The sequence below is a fragment of the Bacillus sp. PK3-037 genome, from assembly GCF_054161355.1.
In genome coordinates this window covers 657,298-679,024 of record NZ_CP096408.1, presented here as the reverse complement: position 1 = coordinate 679,024, position 21,727 = coordinate 657,298, and the positions used below count along the sequence as shown (strand labels likewise).

The following is a 21,727-nucleotide window of genomic DNA, read 5'->3' as shown; positions in this document are numbered from 1 at the left end:
AAACATCGGTCATTCCATCCCTTATTCTGCCATGTGTCAATATCATCAGCCTTGAAAAATTGAAAAAAAGTGTAAATGTCACAGTTTTCAGCTTCCTTAAGCACCAGCAATTGACAACAAAAACAAGAACAGATAAAATTAAATTATTAACCAGTAAACGATTTTTTATTGTTTCCTAGTAAACCATTCATTCAAAGAAAGAAGGTAGCCTATGTCCGGTCTGACAAAACAGCTGATATACGACATATACGTTCGGCTCCTGCATCTTAATGAACAAAAAGCGAATACTTCACTTCGGCAGTTCTTTAAGGAGGCCGCAGAAGAAGATGTGAATGATGTTCCCAAAAACATGACTAGCATCCATGTCATTGACTGTATTGGCCAACATGAACCGATTAATAATACGGGAATTGCTAAAAAAATGAATTTATCAAAAGCGAACGTAACGAAAATCAGCACAAAACTGATCAAAGAAGAATTTATCAATAGCTATCAGCTGACTGATAACAAAAAAGAAGTCTATTTCAAATTAACCCGTAAAGGCAGACAGATTTTTGATTTGCATGAAAAACTGCACAAAAAAAAGGAGCTGGCATTTTACCAATTCCTTGATTCATTCTCACAAGATGAACAGAATGCTGTATTGAAATTTTTAGAACAGCTTACTTCCAGACTTGAAGCTGAGCAAACAGATGATACTTCAGAGAAACCTGTAAAGTAAAAAAGGCGGTGTTGTTCTTTATGGCTCAAACGAAATCAAAAGCAATGCTGATCTTGTATATTGTTTGTTTCAGCGCATTTTTTGCTTCTTTAAGCCAAAATATATATTCACCCATCATCCCGATTATTAAAGAATCATTCCATGTCTCTGTAACCCTCGTGAACCTGTCAGTTTCAGTTTTTATGACTGTGACAGCCATTATGCAAATTATTTTGGGCGCCATCATCGATTTTAAAGGCGCGCGTTATGTCTTGCTTGCCGGTATACTGGCAACGGCGGCAGCCAGTTTCGGATGTGCCGTCACCACTGATTTTACTTTGTTTCTTATTTTTAGAATCGTACAGGCAGCCGGTTCCGCAGCACTCCCTCTCATTGCGGCCACCACAATCGGCCAGCTATTTACAGGCAGTGCTCGCGGAAATGCCATGGGTACGTATCAAATGCTTCTTTCGGCCGCCCCGGCTATTGCTCCTGTTCTCGGGGGATTTCTCGGCGGGGCTTTCGGACACGAAGGGATCTTTTGGATGCTGACGGCGATCTCTGTTATTTTATTAGCTACAAACAGCATTTTCTTCCCTAAGGATTCTCATAGCGGATCAATGCAAGATGCAAAATCAGGCAGTTTGCTTACTCATTATAAATCCATTTTCACAAACAGAGCTGGAAATGTCATTTTGACCTTAAGCTTTTTTCTCTTTTTCATTTATTTTGCGGTTATTGTCTATCTACCGATATTGCTGACGGAACATTATCATATGGATGTACGGATAGCGGGACTGTTATATTTGCCTCTGGTGTTAAGCACAATCGCTGGTACCTTTCTGTTTAAAAACATACAGGCAAAAGTTCCTCTAAGTACATTGTTTATCTACAGCAATGCAATTGCAGCGGTCAGCATCATTTTATTTGCTTTTACGCATTCCGTCTCGATCATTCTCATGGCTCTCACATTGGCGCTGTTCGGTGTCTCGATGGGGGTTATTCCTCCCCTGTATTCCACGATGATCACCCATGAGTTTGAACACAACAGGGGGAGCGCGATCGGAATCTTTAACTTTGTCAGATATACAGGTATGGCGGCCGGCCCGATGATATCAGCTTATCTGTTGACACGGATGCCGTCTGTCATGTCATTTGGCCTTTTGGGTATCGTATTTGCCATATTGAACTTTTGCCTTCTGCCGTACATGCATCGGACGAAACATGACATCAAACAAGAAAAACATCCTATGTAAAAAAGCCGCCATTTGCATGGCAGCTTTTATTTTTTTCGAAGCGGTTCTAAAATGCCTTTTTGAATCAGCAAATGGAACACCGACAGGACAACAGATGCCAAGATGGCTGATCCGAAGCCGTCAATTTGAAAACTGTCACCCATAATGGACGCTGTCATCATCAAGGTGATGGCATTAATCACAAACAAAAAGAGACCCAGCGTCACAACTGTGACAGGCAGCGTAAAGATAATCAAGAGCGGTTTAATCAGTACGTTTAAGATTGATAAAATGAGGCTGGCAATAATCGCTGCCCCGATGCTGCTGATATGGATGGAATCAATGTAACCGTCAATGACGATTAATAATAAAGCATTTACTAAAATGCTGACTGCCCATTTGACCATGTTACTTCATATCCCTTTCTGACGGAACAATAAAAATCCAAATGATATATATGAGCAGAACAGGAATAACGCTTGTCATAACGGCTAAAATGACGGTTATCACTCTGAGGAGTGACGCATCCCAGTTGAAATACTCCGCCAGGCCGCCGATGACGCCGGCCATTTTCCTGTTTTTTTCTGAACGATATAATCTATTCATTCGATCACCTCTGTGTATACTTTAATTTGATGGCGCCAGTTAATGATTCGGAGAAAACGGCGATGTTTTGATCATGTGCTTGATTAGAAGTGAACATCATTTCTTTTTGAATGGTATCATTTTTTTCTTTCAGCATGTCAACATCTATTAATTCGTGGGACAGCGAGCCGAGATTGCTTTTCAGTTCAGCCTTCACCGCAAGATCATCCGGAATCGACAGCTCCACATTTCCAGTCGTCGTTTTTGTGTAAATCGAGCGGCAGTCTGATTCTGTTACAGTAATCGCGATATTTCCGTTAAAGCTTTGAACATCAATGGATTCGCTTTTTCCGCGCAGATCAATCAGCCCGTTAATGGTTTCCGCTTCTATCGTGCCGCAATTGTGATTGGCTAGCTTAATTTGGCCGTTCGCCGTTTCTGCCGAAGCTTTTGCAGCCGTCAAATTCGAGAACGACAGCACGCCATTTGTCGTTTTCGCCGAGAACTCTTTTACATGTAAATGTTCCCCTCTGATCGGTCCGTTAAACAGCTTCACCCGAATCTTATCATACTCCTTCTGAGGAATATACAATGTGACATTGGTTTTCATCGTTTTCTTTTCTGTTCGGATAAAAAACTTATTTCCTTTGATTTCACATTCAATATGCTGAAGAAAAGCGTCTCTTGCTGCTTCTTGGCTGTCAGTGCGATATACCTTCGCCTGGCATTCCGCTCTGATATCCTCGTCTTCCCACGGAACAATATTTACGCTGCCGTTTGCGATCTGGAGCTCTACACTGGAAAACTCAGTATCCTTAAATTGAAAAATATGCTGCACGTCAAACGAGTGCCCGAAGTTTAAATCAAGATCAACTTCTTTCACCTTTTTCACAGCAGAATCAATCCAATCGAACAGCTTCGCCCCTAAAGACGGCTTGTTGCCATCTTTTTTGGCCGCTGTGAATGGCTCATCCTCTTCATGAACGTTTACTGACAGAGCCGTGATTTTTTCTTCTTTTTCCTTATAGTCGCTGTCGAGCTTTTCAATCAGCGTCAGTGCTTCCTGTGCCGTCAGCTTTCCTTCCTCCACAAGCTTGAGGATTAGTTCCTTTTCCTGCTTCATTCGATCTCCTCCCTATGATCTACTTATGCTGCACGCAGCACCTTAATGCCCTGAATGACGTTCCAAATAATAATGCCGATCACAACTAAGAAATATACGATTGCGCCGCCAATCATCACAATTACAGGCATCACACTGTCCCCATCTATGGCAATAGCCCCGCCAAGAAAAGCGATAAATAAGACCAGCCAGCCCGCAAAAGGAACAATGTGAGAAAGCAGAGAACGTATCGCGTGACGTTTTGTCTCTTTCTCATCAACAACAAAATAAGCGACAATCGGCACAATGACCGGCGCGATAAAGACGCTGAAATAACAAAGTGATGCAATTATGGCTTGGTTACGGTTCAATTTATTCAACTCCAATCGTGAATTATCCGTGACAATAAGTCAGGACGTTTTACTTAGATAGATATACGCATAAAACCTCCAGAGGTTTCAAAATCATCCTTTAGACATGCTTCCATTTACGGAAATTGGATTTTAAAAAGTTTTAGAAGTAGAATCTTTCAGCCGTACCGATTACAATATGTAAAAAGCTTACGGCAATCAAGGAGGCTGGACAAGCAATGGAGAAAGATCCCAGTGACTATACAGTAACACAAGAATCCGTTTTAAAACTGATTCATGAACAAAAAAGAATGAACCGTGAAATGTTAGCCGAGCTTGAACAGATTCACGGACCTCTTCCCATCTCTCATGACATTCAATATATAAAAGTTCTTCTGGACAGCAGCAGCACTCATATTGTTCAAGATTTAATGAATGTGAGCCGGCAGCTGTATAAGAAGACGTTTTAATAAATACTGCAAAGAAAAGTGAAAACCCTCTGAAAAGAGGGTTTTAAGATGTTGCAGTTTCTTTCGCTTCCAAGAGTGACTTCATGCGTTTTTTGTCACGCTCCATAACAGGCTTCAAATAACGCCCTGTATACGACTCTTCGACTTCAGTGATTTCCTCCGGTGTTCCCGACGCGACAATGGTGCCGCCTCCGGCTCCGCCTTCGGGCCCCAGATCAACAATATAATCAGCCGTCTTGATGATATCAAGATTATGCTCAATGACAAGCACTGTATCCCCATTATCAACCAACCGCTGAAGCACGACTAGAAGTCTGGCGATATCGTCGACGTGCAGACCTGTTGTCGGTTCATCTAAAATGTACAGCGTGCGCCCGGTTGAGCGTTTATGCAGTTCGGATGCAAGTTTTACCCGCTGCGCTTCACCGCCCGACAAAGTAGTCGCCGGCTGGCCGAGCGTAATATAACCTAGACCAACATCGTGCAGGGTTTGAAGCTTGCGCTTAATTTTCGGGATATTTTCAAAGAAAGAAAGAGCATCTTCGACCGTCATATCAAGCACATCAGAAATGCTTTTTCCTTTGTACGTCACTTCAAGCGTTTCCCGGTTGTAGCGTTTGCCGTGGCACACTTCACATGGCACGTATACGTCAGGAAGAAAGTGCATTTCAATTTTTATAATCCCGTCACCGCGGCAGGCTTCACATCGGCCGCCCTTCACGTTAAAACTGAAACGGCCTTTTTTATAGCCGCGGACTTTCGCTTCATTTGTCTGTGCGAACACATCGCGAATATCATCAAAAACACCGGTGTATGTCGCAGGATTTGACCGCGGCGTTCTTCCGATCGGCGCCTGATCGATATCAATGACTTTGTCTAAATGTTCGAGGCCTTTGATTTCTTTATGGCTGCCCGGCTTCGCTTTTGCTTTATGAAGCTTTTGCGCTAATGCCTTGTGAAGTATTTCATTGACGAGGGTGCTTTTCCCCGATCCTGATACACCCGTAACCGCTGTAAACGTCCCTAGCGGAAACTTGGCATTTGCCTTTTTCAGATTGTTTTCTGAAGCGCCTTTAATCTCAATATAGCGGCCGTCCGGTTTTCTTCTTTCGGGAGGCAGCGGGATAAATTTCTTCCCTGATAAGTAGCTGCCGGTTAACGAATCTTGATCTGCCATGACTTCTTCCGGAGTCCCCGCGGAAATAACCTGTCCGCCGTGAATGCCGGCACCCGGGCCGATATCAATTAAATAATCCGCTGCCATCATCGTATCCTCATCATGTTCTACGACGATCAGTGTGTTCCCCAGGTCTCTCATGTTTTTCAGCGCGCTGATTAAACGGTCGTTATCACGCTGGTGGAGACCAATTGATGGCTCATCTAAAATATAAAGCACACCGGATAACCGCGAACCGATTTGAGTGGCCAGCCTGATCCGCTGCGCCTCTCCCCCGGACAATGTTCCCGCTGCCCGGCTCAGTGTCAGATAATCAAGTCCGACTTTATCCAGAAAGCTTAAACGCTCTACAATTTCCCGGAAAATCAGATCGGCAATCTTCATATCCTTTTCAGAAAGAGTAAGGTCTTTGAAGAAATCAAGGGCATTTCCGACAGAAAGCTCGGTAATTTTTCCGATGTGACGTCCGTCGACCAGTACCGCAAGCGCCTCTTTCTTTAACCGATACCCTTTGCAAGTCGGACAAGCCTTTTGGGACATATATTGCTCCATCTGCTCACGGATGAAATCCGAGCCTGTCTCCTTGTAGCGTCTTTCAATGTTGCGCAATACGCCTTCAAATTGGATTTCACCTTCGCGTATTTGCCCGAAATCATTTTCGTAACGGAAATAAATCAGGTCATCTCCGCTTCCATAAAGGACTTTATCCAGCTGATGCTTCGGCAGATCCTTTACCGGCACATCCATATCAATGCCGTAATGGGTGCAGACCGCTTCAAGAAGCTGCGGATAATATTGTGAGCTGATCGGCGTCCAAGGGGCAATTGCATTCTCTTTCAATGACAAGTCTTGGTTGGGAATAACAAGATCTGCATCAACTTCGAGCTTCATACCGAGACCGTCACACGTTGGACACGCTCCGAATGGGCTGTTGAATGAAAAAAGCCGCGGCTCAAGTTCACCGATTGAAAATCCGCAATGCGGACAGGCATGATGCTCACTGAACATTAGCTCTTCCTCACCGATTACATCAATCATGACACGCCCTTCACCTAATCGAAGCGCTGTCTCCAATGAATCCGACAGACGGGCTGCTACGCCTTCTTTTACCACAATCCGGTCAATGACAACCTCAATTGAATGTTTTTTATTCTTTTCTAATTCGATCTCATCAGAGAGCTCGGCCATCTCGCCGTCAATTCTGACTCTGACATAGCCTTGTTTTCTGATCTGCTCAAGCACCTTTACATGAGCGCCTTTTCTGCCGGACACAATCGGCGCCAGCACCTGAAGCTTCGTCCGCTCCGGATATTCCAAAATCCTGTCCACCATCTGCTCAATGGTCTGTGACGTGATTTCGATTCCGTGCTCCGGGCAATGCGGCTTTCCTACTCTCGCATACAAAAGACGCAGATAATCATAAATTTCCGTTACCGTACCGACAGTAGATCTCGGGTTTCGACTCGTTGTTTTCTGGTCAATGCTGATGGCAGGAGAAAGCCCTTCAATCGCATCGACATCAGGCTTATCCATTTGCCCTAAAAACTGGCGGGCATAGGCGGATAACGACTCAACATATCGTCTCTGTCCTTCTGCATATATGGTATCAAAGGCAAGGGAGGATTTCCCTGATCCAGACAGTCCTGTAACAACAACAAGCTGATCTCTCGGAATGGTCACATCAATATTTTTCAGGTTGTGCGCCCTTGCTCCCTTCACCTCAATCCGATCCATAGCCATTCTTTCATCATCCTTCCGCTTTTAGCTCTAAAAGTAAATCGCGAAGCTCCGCGGCTCTTTCAAAGTCAAGCGCCTTGGCGGCTTCCTTCATTTCGTGCTCCATTTGTTCGACGACTTTTTGACGCTCTTTCTTCGTCATTTTCGACAGCTTCGGCGCAGCTTTTGTTTTATACTCCGCTTTGTCCTCAGCAGCCACAGTCGCACGAATCACGTCACGAATTTCTTTATTAATCGTTTGCGGCGTAATACCGTGCTCTTCGTTAAACCGCTCCTGCTGCTCGCGACGGCGTTTCGTTTCATTAATTGCAATTTCCATAGACTTCGTCATTTTATCGGCGTACATGATGACACGGCCTTCCGCGTTCCTCGCCGCCCGTCCGATCGTCTGAATAAGCGAACGCTCCGAACGCAGGAAGCCTTCCTTATCCGCATCCAAAATCGCAACCAGGGATACTTCCGGAATATCAAGCCCCTCTCTCAGGAGGTTAATGCCAATGAGCACATCATGCTTGCCGAGACGCAAATCACGGATAATTTCGATCCGTTCAAGCGTCTTAATTTCTGAATGCAGATAATTAACTTTGATGCCGATTTCTTTTAAATAATCGGTCAGGTCCTCTGACATCTTCTTCGTCAAAGTCGTCACAAGCACCCGTTCATTCCGTTCAACTCTCGCATGAATTTCACCGATTAAATCATCAATCTGCCCTTCAATCGGCCGCACGTCAATAAGCGGGTCAAGAAGCCCTGTCGGACGGATGATCTGCTCTATCATTTCATCGGTATGCTCAATCTCATATGGCCCTGGTGTTGCTGACACATAGACGATATTGTGCATATGCTTTTCAAATTCTTCAAAACGGAGCGGGCGGTTATCAAGCGCTGACGGAAGACGGAATCCGTGATCCACAAGCACCTGCTTTCTCGCCTGGTCTCCGTTAAACATGCCGCGCACCTGAGGAATCGTCACGTGCGACTCATCCACCACAATCATAAAATCGTCAGGAAAATAATCGAGAAGCGTATACGGCGTTGAACCCGGCGGGCGAAGCGTCAAATGTCTTGAATAGTTCTCAATGCCGGAGCAGAAGCCCATTTCCCGCATCATTTCAAGATCATATCTCGTCCGCTGCTCTAAGCGCTGCGCTTCCAGAAGCTTGCCGTTTTCATGCATGACCTTCAGCTGCTCCTCAAGCTCCTTCTCGATATTTTGAATCGCTTTTTCCATTTTTTCGGCCCGCGTAACGAAGTGGGATGCCGGGAAAATCGCGATATGTTCACGGTCGCCTAAAATTTCTCCGGTCAGGGCGTCCACTTCCCTGATCCGTTCAATTTCATCTCCGAAAAACTCGACTCTTACACAGTGTTCATCACGGGATGCCGGGAAAATTTCCACTACATCTCCGCGCACACGAAACGTACCGCGCTGAAAATCAATATCGTTGCGGGCATATTGAATGTCAACAAGCTTTCTAAGCAGCTCGTTGCGCTCAATTTCCATTTCAGGACGCAATGACACAACCATTTCACGGTATTCTTCAGGCGAACCGAGACCGTAAATACAAGACACACTTGCAATGATAATCACATCTCTCCGTTCAAACAGAGACGATGTAGCGGAGTGTCTGAGTTTATCAATTTCATCATTAATGCTGGCATCTTTCTCTATAAATGTATCCGTTTGAGGCACATACGCCTCCGGCTGATAATAATCATAGTAGCTGACAAAATACTCGACAGCGTTGTTCGGAAAAAATTCCTTAAACTCGCTGTAAAGCTGTCCGGCAAGGGTTTTGTTATGGGCAATGACGAGTGTCGGCTTATTGACTTCTTTAATCAAATTGGACACCGTAAATGTTTTGCCCGTTCCTGTTGCACCCAGCAGAGTCTGATGCTTCTTGCCCTCCTGAATGCCTTTGACAAGCTTTTCAATGGCTTTCGGCTGATCTCCCTGGGGCTGGTATTTTGAGACTAACTCAAAGCGATCTTTCACAAATAAGCCTCCGTTTCTTTAACGAAATCTTCCTATAGATATAGTAACACAATGGAAAGCAAAATCACCAAAAATACGAACTAAAGTTCGGTGGTTTTTTATTTCCAGCTATTTTCATGTATAAAAAACCTGCTTTTAAAACGTAAAAGCAGGAATTCATCTTTATATTCATTATGTCCGGTTTATTCTTCTTTTTTCTCAGCAGCTTTTTTGGCCATGTAAAGTCCGCCGGCCACAAGAGAGACAACATCTAATCCTACAATAAAATACGTTTCTGTATAGCCTTTTAAATAAGAAGCAAACAGCAATGCAGCTGTAAGAGCGATCGCCACGTAATGGTTAAAGGTCACTCTCGTAAATAGGACGACAAGCATAAAAGGGAAAAATATTGCAAAAACGGCTTTTGTAATCACAAAAACCCTCCTCAGGGATTCTTCATCTGATTTGATTATAGTAAAAAATGAAGAATCGGACAATCGTGCAATGGTTCCCTCTTTATACACCATACCCTTTTTCAGTTCAATTCAATCATCGTGCCCTGCCGCAAAACTCTCTTCTTATAGATAGACAGATGCCTCGTCCGAGTTTTTGCAAGACCCAAATCCAGCTATTCAACCCGGACAGAATACATGTTCATCATAAAATAATAGATCACCGGCAGGCGGTCAAATATAAAGAAAAATTGATTTAGGTGTCTGAATGGGAGCTGAAACTGTACTGATTGTCAAATCAACAGGAAGATAGGTATTAAGTCTCGTTTAATAAAGGAAGTTTGGCCAACAGTGATCTGAAAGCTCAGTGAAACGATTTGCGAATACGAAAAAATAAGCAAACAGACCCGCTTCAGTTTTATTTTTCATGATCATCTAACTAACTTAAATATTCATTTTATTTAGGACTTTTTGCGTTTGACAGCATTTTCCTTTAAACCTACAATTGAGTGATAGTGTTCACTATCATTTTTTGAACATTGGCTCCCAAAAATAAAAGATAGAGAGAAAAATACTAAGGAAAGAGGGGTTTTAAACATGTACTCTGTGTTATTTCGCCAAGCTGAAGAATCCAGTCAGCTGGCTGGAGCAAAAGGCATGAATTTGATTAAACTGACCAAACACGGACTTCCTGTCCCAGATGGGTTTATCATTCAAACGAATGCTCTCTCCCGTTTTATGGAGGATAATCAGCTTCATGATTCAAGCGAAAGTAGCGAAAATGCCATTATTGCCGGAGCATTTTCAGATGAGCTAAAGAATGACCTGACGAGCTCCTTTTACGAGCTGAGAGAATCATATCGTTCCGTGGCCGTCCGCTCTTCATCAGCTTCAGAAGATTTAGAGGGCGCTTCATTCGCCGGTCAATATGAAACCTATTTAAATATAAAAACAGAAGAAGAATTTCTGGCTAAGGTGAAAGAATGCTGGGCCTCCTTTTTCTCAGGCAGGGTCAGCCGCTATAAGAAGAAAATGAACAATCAAATCGCAGAGCCGTTAATGGGTGTTGTGGTGCAGGGCCTGATCAATTCAGAAATATCGGGTGTGATTTTCAGCCAAAATCCCGTTACCCATGATGATAGAGAGTTATTAATCAGCGCCAGCTACGGCCTGGGAGAAGCGGTCGTATCAGGAAGTGTCACTCCTGACACGTATATCGTTCATAAAGCTTCATTTGAGATTCAGAAAGAAATGGGTTTAAAAGAGATCTATATGGAGTCCGCAGCAGAAGGCATTGCCGAAAAAGAAACGAGTGAAGACATGCGCAGCCGTTTTTGCCTTACAGATGAACAGGTAATTGAGCTGACTGAAATCACCAAAAAAACCGAAGACCTATACGGATATCCTGTTGATTTAGAATTCGGGATCGCTGCTCATCAAGTATACCTTCTGCAGGCCCGCCCAATTACAACCATTGAACAGGACAAAAAAGCGGCAGAAGAAGAACGCAGCTTCATGATTACAGACGCTGATATGAATGATTTCTGGCTCAACATGGAGTCAAATATTGAAGGTCCGGTGAGTCCGTTATTTTCATCGTTCATTGTGCCAGCATTGGAATACGGCTTGAAGAAGAGCATGCAAAAGTTCCCGATTGGCGTAGTTGTTGACGAAGTAAAACTTTATCGCGGGCACATTTATTCCAAAAACCAAGGCGGACAGCAGCCACCTTCTGAAGACTGCGGCAAAGAGCTTTTTCCGATATTATCGGAGCGTATGTATGACATCATCAATCACACATACCTCCCGTTTTACAGGAAGCTGGATCAACTCGCACAAACGGAACACACTCCGGAAAGTGCGCTGGAGGCCTTTAAAAAACTGAAGGCCTTTTATCTCACGGCCTATGAGGAACACTTCAATATCGTTTTCCCGCAAATTCTGTTGACGAACAAACTGCAAGCAATGTATCAAAACATTCAGGGTGAAGCTGAAAACTCACATTTTTATGAAATGCTGACAGGAGTCATGAACAAATCGCTGGAAACAGACCGCCGCCTATGGCAATTCTCCGTTGAAACACGAGAAAATCCGAGTCTGACAGCCATTTTTGAGCATACCGAGCCCCAACAGCTGCAGAAGACATTAGAACAAATCGACGAGGGCAGACGTTTCCTGCAAAAAGTCAATGCATTTTTACAGGAATACGGATGGAGATCTGTAAAAAGCCACGATCTGATTGAACAGACTTGGACAGAGAATCCATATTACGCATTGACTCATATTCAAAACTACGTCCGCAATGGCTATCATTTTGACAACGAATTTAAGAAGACCATTGAAAAACGTGAGAAGTTGTACAATGAATTCTTGCAAAGCATTGAGGATTCCGCTTTGCAGAAAGAATTTGAACGTTATTATCAATGGACGCTGAATTCGTCCAATATTAAGGATGATCATCATTTTTACATTGATGCTATGCTGGATGCCAAGGCGAGGGTCTTTTTGCTGAAGGTAGGAGAATTGCTGGCCAAAAGCGGTGTGATCCGAGATCGAGAAGACCTTTGGTTCTTATATGATGACGAGGTGGAAAACGCGCTCCTTCATCCCGTATCCCTTCAAGAGAAGGCTGAAAAACGGAGACAAATCTTTCATGAGTATGAGCTGGCACAGGCGCCTGCTTATCTCGGTACACCGACAAAAGCGCAGCTGAAAGCGGCTGAAGAAATTGTCGGTGCTGTCATAGAAGATGAAAAAAACACGGAGAATGACATTTTTGGAATTGCAGCATCAAGCGGTATCGCAACAGGGCCGGTTAAATTGATTCGGGATGCCAGTGAGTTTTCTCGATTTGCGCCTGGAGACATCCTGGTTTGCAAAATGACGACACCGCTATGGACCAGCCTGTTTCAAGATGCCAAAGCCATTATTACAGACACCGGAGGAATCTTGTCTCACGCAGCGATTATCGCACGGGAATACGGCATTCCCGCTGTTCTCGGCACACGTGCAGCGACAGAAAGGCTTCGAGATGGAGACATCGTCACTGTAGACGGAAACAGCGGCAAAATCACAGTTGTCAGCCGGTCCTGATGCGCCCACCCTCTTTATTATACAAGCGGGGCAGGTGTATACTTGTCCTGCCAGTATATTCGTGAGGTGAAATGTATTGAGACCGACAAACCGCAGAATCCTTGACGCTGCCATGCAGCTGCTCGTCAAAAAAGGATATCGTGCAACGACGACAAAAGAAATTGCAGAAAAAGCAAACGTAAGTGAAGCAACGATTTTCAGGAATTTTAAAAACAAACAGGGGCTTGTCGAGGCTCTGCTTTCTCAGCATTCTGCAAATCGAAATCGCATCTTTGAGCAAACAGAGGGTGATTTGTATAAAGACCTGCTGCATATCGGAACCTGTCTGCTGGAAGAGCTTGAACAAAGAAAAGATATAATTAAAATCAGCTTTCGTGAACCGGCCATGTTTCAGGATGTCATCGACCATGTGACTGAATATCCCCAATCTATGAAACAGCTTTTAGTTGATTATCTCACAAGCATGGGTGAGAAAGGGGCTATCCAGACAGGAGATGAATCGGAACATGCCGATGTATTTATTTCGATGATTTTCGGTTACTTTGTACACCGTCTTCATTTAGGAGACAGAGTGATTTCAATGCCCCAGGAAAAAATGCTGGAGCATAGCACCGCTCTATTTGTCAAAGGAATTTCTGCTGATTAACTCCTTGGCATAACAAAAAGGAGGATCCCAATGAGCTCAAGAAAAGAATGGGCGCTGATCGTCTCGCTATTATTGGGGGCCATCCTGGTTCCCATTAACTCAACGATGATCGCGGTCGCGCTTTCATCTATATCACATACGTATAACGAATCCATCGCAAGCATCACTTGGGTGGTTACCGTTTATTTAATCGTCATGGCCGTCACACAGCCAATAGCCGGAAAACTCGGTGACATGTACGGCAATAAAACCATGTACTTATGGGGCGTCGGCCTGTTTCTGATTGCTTCATTAGGCTGCGCTCTATCGCCGAGCCTGTTTTTGTTAATTGTATTTCGGGCATTGCAGGCTGTCGGCGGCGCACTGCTTACGCCAAACAGCATTGCCATTATCCGTCACGTTGTTTCTGAAAAACGCCTTCCGAAAGTGTTTGGATTTTTCGGACTTGGCGCAGGACTTGGGGCAGCACTCGGACCTTTCATCGGCTCTATGCTGATTGACAGCTTCAGCTGGCATTCAATTTTTTGGGTCAACATCCCGTTTCTTGCCATTGCTTTATTTACAGCATTGACCATGTTTCCTCAATATAAAGAAAACAAATCAGAGGCGCCGCTGGATATCATCGGCTCTCTCTTGCTGGCAGGCAGCATCGTTTCGATTATCCTGCTGACGAAAAATGAGTCTTCATGGGGCTATGCATTATACAGCATATTGATACTGCTTTTTGTCCCGCTTTTTTTCAGACGGGAAAAACGCACACAGCACCCAATCATTGATTTTGCGCTATTTAAAAGCTCAACCTTTACAAATGCCAATCTATCCGTCTTGTTAAGCAATCTAATGATGTATGCCGTCTTATTGATTATGCCGTTATTCATGACAAACCAGTTTGGGCTTAATACATCTAACAGCGGCATGGCGCTTTCCGTCTTTTCGATATTTATGTCGGCGAGCAATTGGGCAGGCGCTCAGCTCCATCATAAATGGGGTGCGAAAAAAATCATATTTCTCTCATTTGCGATGATGGCCGGAGCCAATTTGTTATTTTTGCTCTTGAGCAGCTCCCATTCCGTTTTCTTCCTGATGATCTCTCTTATTCTCGGAGGGCTTGCATCCGGAGTCGGACTGACCAGCATGCAGGTGTCATCCCTTGCCACAGTAGAACCCTCGATGTCCGGAGTAGCTTCCGGCATTTTCTCGACCTTCCGTTATTTCGGAAGCATTATTTCGTCAGCCTTAATTGGCCTGATTTCTGGGTATCACACGTTATTTATTATTCTCTTCGCGGTATCCATCATTGGTGTTTTTGTTTCGTTAGGCATCAAATCTGACGAAACGGCACGCATGGAACAAAATTCAGCGTAAAACAAAACAGCCCGGCGCCACACAAAATGTGGTGTCAGGCTGTTTTTTATGATCCAGGCAAAGCGGCTGCCTCATCTTCACGGTCATCCTTTACGAACAGAATGCCCAATTCATGATGTTCTCCCTCATAAGACGCACGCTGATCAAAGCGAATCTCCCCGTTCAGACCGATAATTTCAAGCTTCACATACGCACGGTTGCGCTGGAGCGCTTCATAAAAATCAGATACGTGCTTAACGGGCACGCCGTTGACTTTCGTAATAATTTCTCCGATTTTTAATTCCAAGTCTTCAGCCGGTGTATTTGGTATAATGCCAAGCACCATTAAGCCTTGATCACGCTTGGAGAAATAAAACGGAGCTGCATTGTCGTTTACCCTTTGCTTCACAGACAGAAAAATACGTCCTAATACAGCCGCACAGACAGCTGCACCCGCAAGCGGCGTCCACAGCAAACTCGCAGCACCGAGAGCGGAGACAATAAGCCCGAGTATACAGACTCGCTTCGCTGTGATTCTTATACTGGTTTCAGGAAGGGAACCCTGCACCCTTTGGCCGAATCCGACAAAGTAAGGGATCCACAGAAAATGGAATGACCCTCCGGGAACAGAAAACACAGGCCACCAGCTGAGGTGTGATTCTAATCCATTGCCAGGTACAAGAATAAACAGCGGCAAAAGCCATATACGGTTTGCAAGCTGCTGACCGATCGGCAAACCGCGGCTGCTGACGACCAATCCCGGTGATGTTTTCACATGGGCAGAACGATATGCAACCGCTCCTTCCGCGATAACCAATAAACCCAAAAATACCGCCAGGGCCGGCCACACGACCGCATAGCCTTGCGGAAACCGATCCAGAAAAGGTTCAGCCTGATTCACTTGCAGTCCAAAACCTATCAGCATACTCACACTGACGATATATGCAGCAGACATCCAGTTTGCGCGAAGAGTGAGCGCTGCCGCTGCAGTCATAACGGCAATAATCGCAAGCATACCGAGAGGAATAGAAATTCCGAGTACCCCTAAAACAATAGACAAAAGGATACCGGGAATTAACCCTTTTGTATATGTAAATTTCATTTCATCATAAATGTCTGCTATTCTTGTATGAAAGGTTTTTCGCTCACGCTTGATCCTTACATATCCGAAAGCCAGACTTACAATGACAAAAAACCAGAATAGCGGGTGCAAAAAGAACAGGCCCGCACTTTTTAACAGTTCAAATCCCCATTGAACAGACACTATCTTTCACCGCCTCAAGCCAAACATGTTACTCATATTCTATCAAATATTAAATGGCTTGGATATCCTCAGGAGGGTTTATCTCTCTTGCGTCATCCAGAGCGTGACATTCGATAGTGAAAAATCCTTTAAATAATGGTTTACATCAACGTCCAATAACCCGCTGATCAGGTGCATCGACCTCTTTATATCTGTCAGGTTGATTCCTAATCGTTTATGGTTTTTCATTAAGTAATTAAAATAATGCTTGGCACATTCTTCATTAATGTCATTGACCGATTCAACATTTGTGTAATTCACTAGGTACCTGCTAAACAGCATAAGAAGACTTAGTGCTTTTGTAGCTGAAAATGTTACGTCTTGTGTTCTGTCTTTTAATTGTTCCACTAATTCATAATATTTTTTTTCACGCACAATACTTGCCCTCTTCAATTGTGAACCCCCATTTTCTTTGTACAGATAAGCACGGGCCAGTATAAGCAGCAGTACTGGAGTGCTAACAAGCATTCTCGCTAACGTTTCTCTTTTAAATACCTGTAGTTCAGCTGCCATAAACCTGATTACTGTTCTTTTTAGAACCTTCTTATATTGTATGAAGTAAACAACGACTAGGCAACTTGCAAAAGTTTCATTTTAAATGCATATTTTCTCGTTAGAAAGTCTCTCTCATATATTGATATCGGGTAATCTCGGTCCTTTATAAATGTTTATTTGTGAAAAATTTTTTAATATCTTGTCAAAAACTCAATTTTTATGTGACTTATGGATTATTCATTCATTAAGTACAAAGAAACAGGAGATGGAACACCATCTCCTTTAGTTGACAAATAATGATTTAAGCGCCGTTTGAAGCTGCAAATCATTTTTTTCATCTGATTTTTTCATTTCAATTAAATGATTTATTTTCTCCGCGGTGCGATTGTCAATCACACCCGTTTTTGCGAGCTTGTTTTGATCCTGAAAGGCCAAAACCGCTTTTTTCATTTCTTTGCTGAAATAGCCGTCTTCCCGACCCGGATCAAAACTGAGTCCTTTCAGCAAAACCTGTGCATGTTTCACGTCTTCATTGTTCATATCAGCTTTAAGAGGCTCCTTGAGCTGCAATGGACCTGCGGAGAAATAATCAGGCTGCTTCATCGCAATGGTCGGTTTAACACCCTTCTTATGAATCCAGTTCCCGTTTGGCGTCAGCCACTTGTAAAGCGTCAGTTTTATATTGCTGCCGTCTCCCATCGGTACAGCTTGTTGAACAGTTCCCTTTCCGAACGACGTGTCACCTACAACATCATAATGTCCCGCTTCTTTTAATGCGCCTGCAAGAATTTCGGAGGCAGAGGCGCTCCCCTTATCTGTGATGACATTGACAGGGTATGTTTTTTTATGGGTCAATGTTGAAAAATAACGTTTTCTATCTCCATTGCGTTCAGCAATCTGAATGTACGGCTGATCCTTTGTAATGAAATGCTTAAGAATCTCTTCAACACTTTGAAGATAACCTCCCGGGTTTCCTCGAACATCCAGCACGAGTCCTTCAATTCCTTTTTTCTCGAGCTTGCCCAATGCTTTTGCAAAATCCTTCGCAGTATGCTCAGAAAAAGTAGAAATGGCGATATACCCGACAGAATGCCCCTGCACTTTTTTCTCTGAAGCAAACACCGTTTCAAGCGGAATTTCAGCTCTCTTAATGCGGAATGACAATTGCTTCTTCGTCCCGGGCCGCTGAATCTTTATTGACACGCTGGAACCTTTCTTTCCTCTTATTTTTAAGACAGCGTCATTTAAATCCTTGCCCGCCATCGATTCTCCATCAATACTGATGATTTCATCATTCGGCTTCAGCCCGGCTTTTTCCGCAGGAGATTGTTTAAATGGCGACACAATAATGATTTTGCCTTCTTCCACTCCAACCTCAGCCCCGATGCCTTCGAAAGAGGAATCAAGAGAGTCAGAAAATTGCTTTGCCGTCTGCTTGTCCATATAGACGGAATAAGGATCGTTTAATGTAGACAGCATCCCTTGAATGGCTCCTTCAAGCAGCTTTTCTCTATCAACCTTTTCTACATATTCATTCGAAATCAATTCATATGCTTTTTCAATTTTATCCATAGCTGCAGCCCGATCAGAGTCAGCTTGAGCCGTTGCGGCAACAGCTGCGGCTTCCGGCTTTTCGGCTTCCAGCAGGTTCATTCCCGCATATACGCCGGCGCCTCCGAACAGCATGCTCCCCGCCGCAATCACAGCGATTATTTTTTGATTCATCCTTTACTCCTCCTGTATGCCAGACTGTCTTTGCAAAACCTAGAGATAGTATATGTAAAGGATGGAGATTTCATGTAATCATAGAAGAAAAAGAAGGCAAAAGAAAAAAGCCGTCCCGCAATCGGGATGGCTTTTCTTATGTTTATACCCGCAAAAACTTGCGGATGGAAGTCAGGCTTCCCCATACTCCAATCACTGCGCCGATCACAATCAATACAAGCGAGACTTGGAATACAAACGGATTATATGGAAGAAGAGAGACAAATGATCCTTGAACCTTCGGAACGACCCATCCGATAACATATTGATAAGTGCTCAATACAAGTGCGATCGGAATGACTGAACCGAATACGCCGAGCAGCAATCCTTCAAGGAAAAACGGCCAGCGGATAAACCAGTTCGTCGCACCAACAAGCTTCATGATTTCAATTTCTTTTCTTCTTGCAAAAATCGTAATTTTGATGGTGTTGGAAATTAAGAACATCGCCGTAAACAATAAGCCGATAATTAACGCGATTCCGATGTTGCGGGAAACGCCGACCACTTTAAACAAACGGCTGACCTCTTCTTTTCCGTAAGTAACTTTATAGACATGATCCATTTTTTCAATCTTTTTCGCGACACTTGGCGTATCATGAGGATCGGTCGTTTTCACGACAAACGCGTCATTCAGCGGGTTTTCCTGATCCTGCATCGTCAGGGATTTTCCGCTGTCTCCAAAACTGTCAACTAACTGGTCAAGCTCTTTTTCTTTAGATGAAAAAGTGACACTTTGAATGCCTTTCAGGTCTTTTATCTCGTTCTGCAGCTTGTCCTGTGCCTTCTTATCCGCAGTCAGATCAACCAATACCTTTATTTCGACTTCTTTTTCAGCATTCGTAGCCATGTTATTCAAATTCAGCATAATCACTAAAAACACGCCGACTAAAATCAGCGTAACGGTTACTGCACTAATGGATGCAAACGTCATCCATGTGTTTCTCCCGAGAGATTTAAAACTCTCACGCAAATGGCGCCCGAGAATTTTAATCATAAGAACCATACTCCCCTCTTGACTCATCACGCACAATGATACCATCTTCGATTGCAATGACACGTTTCTTAATGGTGTTTACGATTTCTTTATTATGTGTCGCCATTACGACTGTTGTTCCGCGGTTATTAATCTCCTCCAGCGTCTTCATGACTTCCCAAGACGTATCCGGATCAAGGTTTCCCGTAGGCTCATCAGCAATAACAACATCAGGGCTGTTCACAATTGATCTGGCTATAGAGACACGCTGCTGCTCCCCGCCTGAAAGCTGGTCAGGGAATTGTCTCGCTTTATGCTTCAGCTGTACCAAATCAAGCACTTCAAGCACCCGTTTTTTAATAACAGACGGCTGTTCTCCAATTACTTCAAGGGCAAAAGCCACATTCTCAAACACAGTAAGTTTCGGAAGAAGCTTGAAGTCCTGGAAGACTACACCTATTTTACGTCGCACGAAAGGAATCTCTTTTTCTTTAACCGATGCGAGATCTTTATGATTGAGTAAAATTTGCCCTTTTGTCGGCTTTTCTTCTCTGTATATCATTTTAATAAAAGTAGATTTACCCGCTCCGCTCGGTCCGACAACATAAACAAACTCTCCGGGATGAATGGTAACTGAAATCCCGTTAAGCGCCTTTACACCGTTCGGATAGGCTTTGTATACTTCTTTCATCTCTATCATGAAATCACCTAATCTTTTATATCATTTTATGTCGCACGGTCATACTCTTCGAAAGCATTCGACAGTTTATGACCCATTCATTTGTAAAAAGATGAAAAATCTGAAAGTTTGATTTTCAACACACTTCATTATACGTCAAATTTAGACATAATACTATTACAGTTTCTTTTCATTCATCATTATTTCGGCATAAAAAAATCCTTGCCCGAATCGCGGCAAAGATTTTCTCCTCTTACTTTTTCTCTGACAGCCATTTGGCAATTGAAGCGGCTTCCTTATCATCTACAAGCCCCTTCGGCATATTGCCCCGTCCGTTTTTAATAATACTTTCAATTTTTTCTTCGTCGTATTTGCCCCCAACCTCTTGGAGATTAGGTCCTGAGACACCTTCTAAATCCTTGCCGTGGCAGCCTACACAGCTCTGCTGATATAATTCTTCCCCTTCAGACGCAGAGGCTTCTGTTTTGCTGCCGTTGTCTGTCTTCTCTTCTTTTGCATCGTTAGAACCGCAGGCAGCCAGCAGGGCAGAAATGGCAAATACAAGCATCAGTATCGATAGTTTTGATTTCATGTTGAGAAGCACAACTCCTTTACGATCTCTTCCATATTATAACCTCGTTTAAGCGCGTTTGAAACCCTCGCCCAGCACCTCGCTTGCATCTGCTACAATCACAAAAGCAGTCTCATCAATCTGTTTGACGATTTGTTTCAATTTCGTGAATTCAGTTTGGCCAACCACGCACATTAAAATCGGTCGTTCATCGTCAGTATATCCGCCGACTGCAGAAATTTTCGTAACGCCTCTGTCAATTTTTTTAAAAACAGCTTCCTTCACGGCCTGTTCCTGTTTTGTAATGATAAGCGCCATTTTAGAGCGGTTGAAGCCCACTTGGACGACATCAATGGTTTTGCTTGATACATACACCCCAAGCATGGCATACAGTCCCTGCTCTATATTAAATACGATCATCGCCGTAACAACAATCAAACCGTCAATGATCGCGAGACACGTCCCTAATGAGAGACCTGTGTACTTATGAATGATTTGAGCCGCTAATGCCGTTCCCCCGGTCGATCCTTTGCCTAAGTACACAATGCCGATTCCAATCCCGATGCCGACGCCGCCAAAAATCGCCGCCAGAAGCTCATGATGTGTAGCAGGCTGAATGTCTCTCGTCAAAAACACGACAAGCGGCAAAAAGACAGAACCCGCGAGTGTCTTGAGTCCAAATTTACCGCCAAGCAAAATGATACCGGCAATAAATAAGGGAATATTAATGATCCACTGCACATAGGCCGCTTCAAAACCATATGACTGTAAAATGGTACTGATCCCGCTGACACCGCCTGCGGCTATTTTGTTAGGAAGCAGAAAGACATTAAAGGACACTGCTGTAATTGCTGCCCCTATCAGTATGTATACATAATCCCTTATAACCCGAAAACTTTTATTCCGTACATCCATCATTACAACCTTCCTCCGTTTCTTCCTATGCTCTCCGATAGCATTTTAATCCTTCCCTGATTAGATGTAAATAACACCCAAATAAAGTGGTAATATGCTAAAGCAGCAGTGAAACCAAGGATATGCAGGCAATAAAAAAACACACCTGTAGACACCAGGTG

General features: G+C 43.7%; 20 protein-coding genes. 6 read left to right on the top strand and 14 right to left on the bottom strand.

Going from position 1 to position 21,727, the window contains the following annotated elements; translation table 11 throughout:
* Positions 1 to 211 precede the first annotated feature (211 nt).
* Both M1D69_RS03525 and M1D69_RS03520 read left to right on the top strand, forming a co-directional pair.
* Positions 212 to 721 (top strand): MarR family transcriptional regulator, encoded by a 510-nt coding sequence (locus M1D69_RS03525; RefSeq protein ID WP_458104561.1) that lies wholly within the window; start codon positions 212 to 214, stop codon positions 719 to 721.
* 20 nt (positions 722 to 741) lie between these two features.
* Positions 742 to 1,956, top strand: coding sequence for an MFS transporter (locus M1D69_RS03520; protein ID WP_458104562.1), 1,215 nt, complete (start codon positions 742 to 744; stop codon positions 1,954 to 1,956).
* A 26-nt stretch (positions 1,957 to 1,982) separates the two neighbouring features.
* Here the strand turns inward: M1D69_RS03520 and M1D69_RS03515 are convergent, their stop codons facing one another.
* From M1D69_RS03515 to M1D69_RS03500, 4 genes are read right to left on the bottom strand one after another with little or no spacing between them, the layout of a single operon-like run.
* Positions 1,983 to 2,342 (bottom strand): phage holin family protein, encoded by a 360-nt coding sequence (locus M1D69_RS03515; protein WP_010332033.1) that lies wholly within the window; start codon positions 2,340 to 2,342, stop codon positions 1,983 to 1,985.
* A 1-nt stretch (position 2,343) separates the two neighbouring features.
* Entirely contained in the window at positions 2,344 to 2,541 is a 198-nt protein-coding gene (locus M1D69_RS03510) for a PspC domain-containing protein (protein ID WP_024122997.1), read from the bottom strand.
* Positions 2,542 to 2,545: 4 nt separating this feature from the next.
* Entirely contained in the window at positions 2,546 to 3,643 is a 1,098-nt protein-coding gene (locus M1D69_RS03505; protein ID WP_458104563.1) for a DUF4097 family beta strand repeat-containing protein, read from the bottom strand.
* Between the two features lie 23 nt (positions 3,644 to 3,666).
* The gene (locus tag M1D69_RS03500) at positions 3,667 to 3,993 is read right to left on the bottom strand and encodes a hypothetical protein (RefSeq protein ID WP_458104564.1); all 327 of its coding nucleotides are present in this window, start codon (positions 3,991 to 3,993) and stop codon (positions 3,667 to 3,669) included.
* A gap of 218 nt (positions 3,994 to 4,211) precedes the next feature.
* Here M1D69_RS03500 and M1D69_RS03495 point away from each other — a divergent pair, with 218 nt between their 5' ends.
* On the top strand, positions 4,212 to 4,442 hold the full coding sequence (locus M1D69_RS03495) for a hypothetical protein (protein WP_024123000.1): 231 nt from the start codon (positions 4,212 to 4,214) through the stop codon (positions 4,440 to 4,442).
* A gap of 43 nt (positions 4,443 to 4,485) precedes the next feature.
* Here M1D69_RS03495 and uvrA read toward each other — a convergent pair whose 3' ends face one another.
* From uvrA to M1D69_RS03480, 3 genes are all read right to left on the bottom strand, one after another.
* Positions 4,486 to 7,359: an excinuclease ABC subunit UvrA gene (uvrA, locus tag M1D69_RS03490; protein WP_458104565.1), complete on the bottom strand. Its 2,874-nt coding sequence runs from the start codon at positions 7,357 to 7,359 to the stop codon at positions 4,486 to 4,488.
* Positions 7,360 to 7,366: 7 nt separating this feature from the next.
* Positions 7,367 to 9,352 carry an excinuclease ABC subunit UvrB gene (uvrB, locus tag M1D69_RS03485; protein ID WP_010332039.1) on the bottom strand — a complete coding sequence of 662 codons (1,986 nt, stop codon included), beginning with the start codon at positions 9,350 to 9,352 and terminating at the stop codon, positions 7,367 to 7,369.
* A 182-nt stretch (positions 9,353 to 9,534) separates the two neighbouring features.
* Complete coding sequence (locus M1D69_RS03480) at positions 9,535 to 9,765, bottom strand: DUF2198 family protein (protein ID WP_458104566.1); 231 nt, start codon at positions 9,763 to 9,765, stop codon at positions 9,535 to 9,537.
* Positions 9,766 to 10,380: 615 nt separating this feature from the next.
* Between M1D69_RS03480 and M1D69_RS03475 the strand changes: the two genes are divergently transcribed.
* The 3 genes from M1D69_RS03475 to M1D69_RS03465 all read left to right on the top strand — a co-directional run bounded on the left by M1D69_RS03475 (position 10,381) and on the right by M1D69_RS03465 (position 14,887).
* The gene (locus M1D69_RS03475) at positions 10,381 to 12,876 is read left to right on the top strand and encodes a PEP/pyruvate-binding domain-containing protein (protein ID WP_458104567.1); all 2,496 of its coding nucleotides are present in this window, start codon (positions 10,381 to 10,383) and stop codon (positions 12,874 to 12,876) included.
* Positions 12,877 to 12,952: 76 nt separating this feature from the next.
* A complete protein-coding gene (locus M1D69_RS03470; RefSeq protein WP_458104568.1) occupies positions 12,953 to 13,522 on the top strand; it encodes a TetR/AcrR family transcriptional regulator in 570 nt (189 codons plus the stop codon).
* A gap of 30 nt (positions 13,523 to 13,552) precedes the next feature.
* Positions 13,553 to 14,887 (top strand): MFS transporter, encoded by a 1,335-nt coding sequence (locus M1D69_RS03465; protein WP_458104569.1) that lies wholly within the window; start codon positions 13,553 to 13,555, stop codon positions 14,885 to 14,887.
* 46 nt (positions 14,888 to 14,933) lie between these two features.
* On the opposite strand, the gene M1D69_RS03460 is transcribed toward M1D69_RS03465, so the two are convergent.
* The 7 genes from M1D69_RS03460 to M1D69_RS03430 form a co-directional block, all read right to left on the bottom strand.
* The gene (locus M1D69_RS03460) at positions 14,934 to 16,130 is read right to left on the bottom strand and encodes a PDZ domain-containing protein (RefSeq protein WP_458104570.1); all 1,197 of its coding nucleotides are present in this window, start codon (positions 16,128 to 16,130) and stop codon (positions 14,934 to 14,936) included.
* A 78-nt stretch (positions 16,131 to 16,208) separates the two neighbouring features.
* Positions 16,209 to 16,562, bottom strand: a complete 354-nt coding sequence (gene swrA, locus M1D69_RS03455; protein ID WP_015251121.1) for a swarming motility protein SwrAA — start codon at positions 16,560 to 16,562, stop codon at positions 16,209 to 16,211.
* 384 nt (positions 16,563 to 16,946) lie between these two features.
* On the bottom strand, positions 16,947 to 18,389 hold the full coding sequence (gene ctpB, locus M1D69_RS03450; RefSeq protein WP_458104571.1) for a carboxy-terminal processing protease CtpB: 1,443 nt from the start codon (positions 18,387 to 18,389) through the stop codon (positions 16,947 to 16,949).
* A gap of 142 nt (positions 18,390 to 18,531) precedes the next feature.
* Entirely contained in the window at positions 18,532 to 19,422 is an 891-nt protein-coding gene (gene ftsX / locus M1D69_RS03445) for a permease-like cell division protein FtsX (protein WP_458104572.1), read from the bottom strand.
* Entirely contained in the window at positions 19,415 to 20,101 is a 687-nt protein-coding gene (ftsE, locus tag M1D69_RS03440; protein ID WP_010332047.1) for a cell division ATP-binding protein FtsE, read from the bottom strand. The genes ftsX and ftsE overlap by 8 nt, the downstream gene beginning before the upstream one ends.
* A 232-nt stretch (positions 20,102 to 20,333) precedes the next feature.
* Positions 20,334 to 20,672: a cytochrome c551 gene (gene cccB / locus M1D69_RS03435; RefSeq protein ID WP_024123008.1), complete on the bottom strand. Its 339-nt coding sequence runs from the start codon at positions 20,670 to 20,672 to the stop codon at positions 20,334 to 20,336.
* Positions 20,673 to 20,720: 48 nt separating this feature from the next.
* Complete coding sequence (locus M1D69_RS03430) at positions 20,721 to 21,566, bottom strand: YitT family protein (RefSeq protein WP_069487008.1); 846 nt, start codon at positions 21,564 to 21,566, stop codon at positions 20,721 to 20,723.
* Positions 21,567 to 21,727: the final 161 nt, after the last annotated feature.

What these genes read in the sequence shown, in the direction of transcription:
- M1D69_RS03525 (WP_458104561.1), top strand. Translation starts at nt 212, where the DNA reads ATGTCCGGTCTGACAAAACAGCTGATATACGACATATACGTTCGGCTC.
- M1D69_RS03520 (WP_458104562.1), top strand. Translation starts at nt 742, where the DNA reads ATGGCTCAAACGAAATCAAAAGCAATGCTGATCTTGTATATTGTTTGT.
- M1D69_RS03515 (WP_010332033.1), bottom strand. Translation starts at nt 2,342, where the DNA reads ATGGTCAAATGGGCAGTCAGCATTTTAGTAAATGCTTTATTATTAATC.
- M1D69_RS03510 (WP_024122997.1), bottom strand. Translation starts at nt 2,541, where the DNA reads ATGAATAGATTATATCGTTCAGAAAAAAACAGGAAAATGGCCGGCGTC.
- M1D69_RS03505 (WP_458104563.1), bottom strand. Translation starts at nt 3,643, where the DNA reads ATGAAGCAGGAAAAGGAACTAATCCTCAAGCTTGTGGAGGAAGGAAAG.
- M1D69_RS03495 (WP_024123000.1), top strand. Translation starts at nt 4,212, where the DNA reads ATGGAGAAAGATCCCAGTGACTATACAGTAACACAAGAATCCGTTTTA.
- uvrA (WP_458104565.1), bottom strand. Translation starts at nt 7,359, where the DNA reads ATGGCTATGGATCGGATTGAGGTGAAGGGAGCAAGGGCGCACAACCTG.
- M1D69_RS03475 (WP_458104567.1), top strand. Translation starts at nt 10,381, where the DNA reads ATGTACTCTGTGTTATTTCGCCAAGCTGAAGAATCCAGTCAGCTGGCT.
- M1D69_RS03465 (WP_458104569.1), top strand. Translation starts at nt 13,553, where the DNA reads ATGAGCTCAAGAAAAGAATGGGCGCTGATCGTCTCGCTATTATTGGGG.
- ctpB (WP_458104571.1), bottom strand. Translation starts at nt 18,389, where the DNA reads ATGAATCAAAAAATAATCGCTGTGATTGCGGCGGGGAGCATGCTGTTC.
- ftsX (WP_458104572.1), bottom strand. Translation starts at nt 19,422, where the DNA reads ATGATTAAAATTCTCGGGCGCCATTTGCGTGAGAGTTTTAAATCTCTC.
- ftsE (WP_010332047.1), bottom strand. Translation starts at nt 20,101, where the DNA reads ATGATAGAGATGAAAGAAGTATACAAAGCCTATCCGAACGGTGTAAAG.
- cccB (WP_024123008.1), bottom strand. Translation starts at nt 20,672, where the DNA reads ATGAAATCAAAACTATCGATACTGATGCTTGTATTTGCCATTTCTGCC.
- M1D69_RS03430 (WP_069487008.1), bottom strand. Translation starts at nt 21,566, where the DNA reads ATGGATGTACGGAATAAAAGTTTTCGGGTTATAAGGGATTATGTATAC.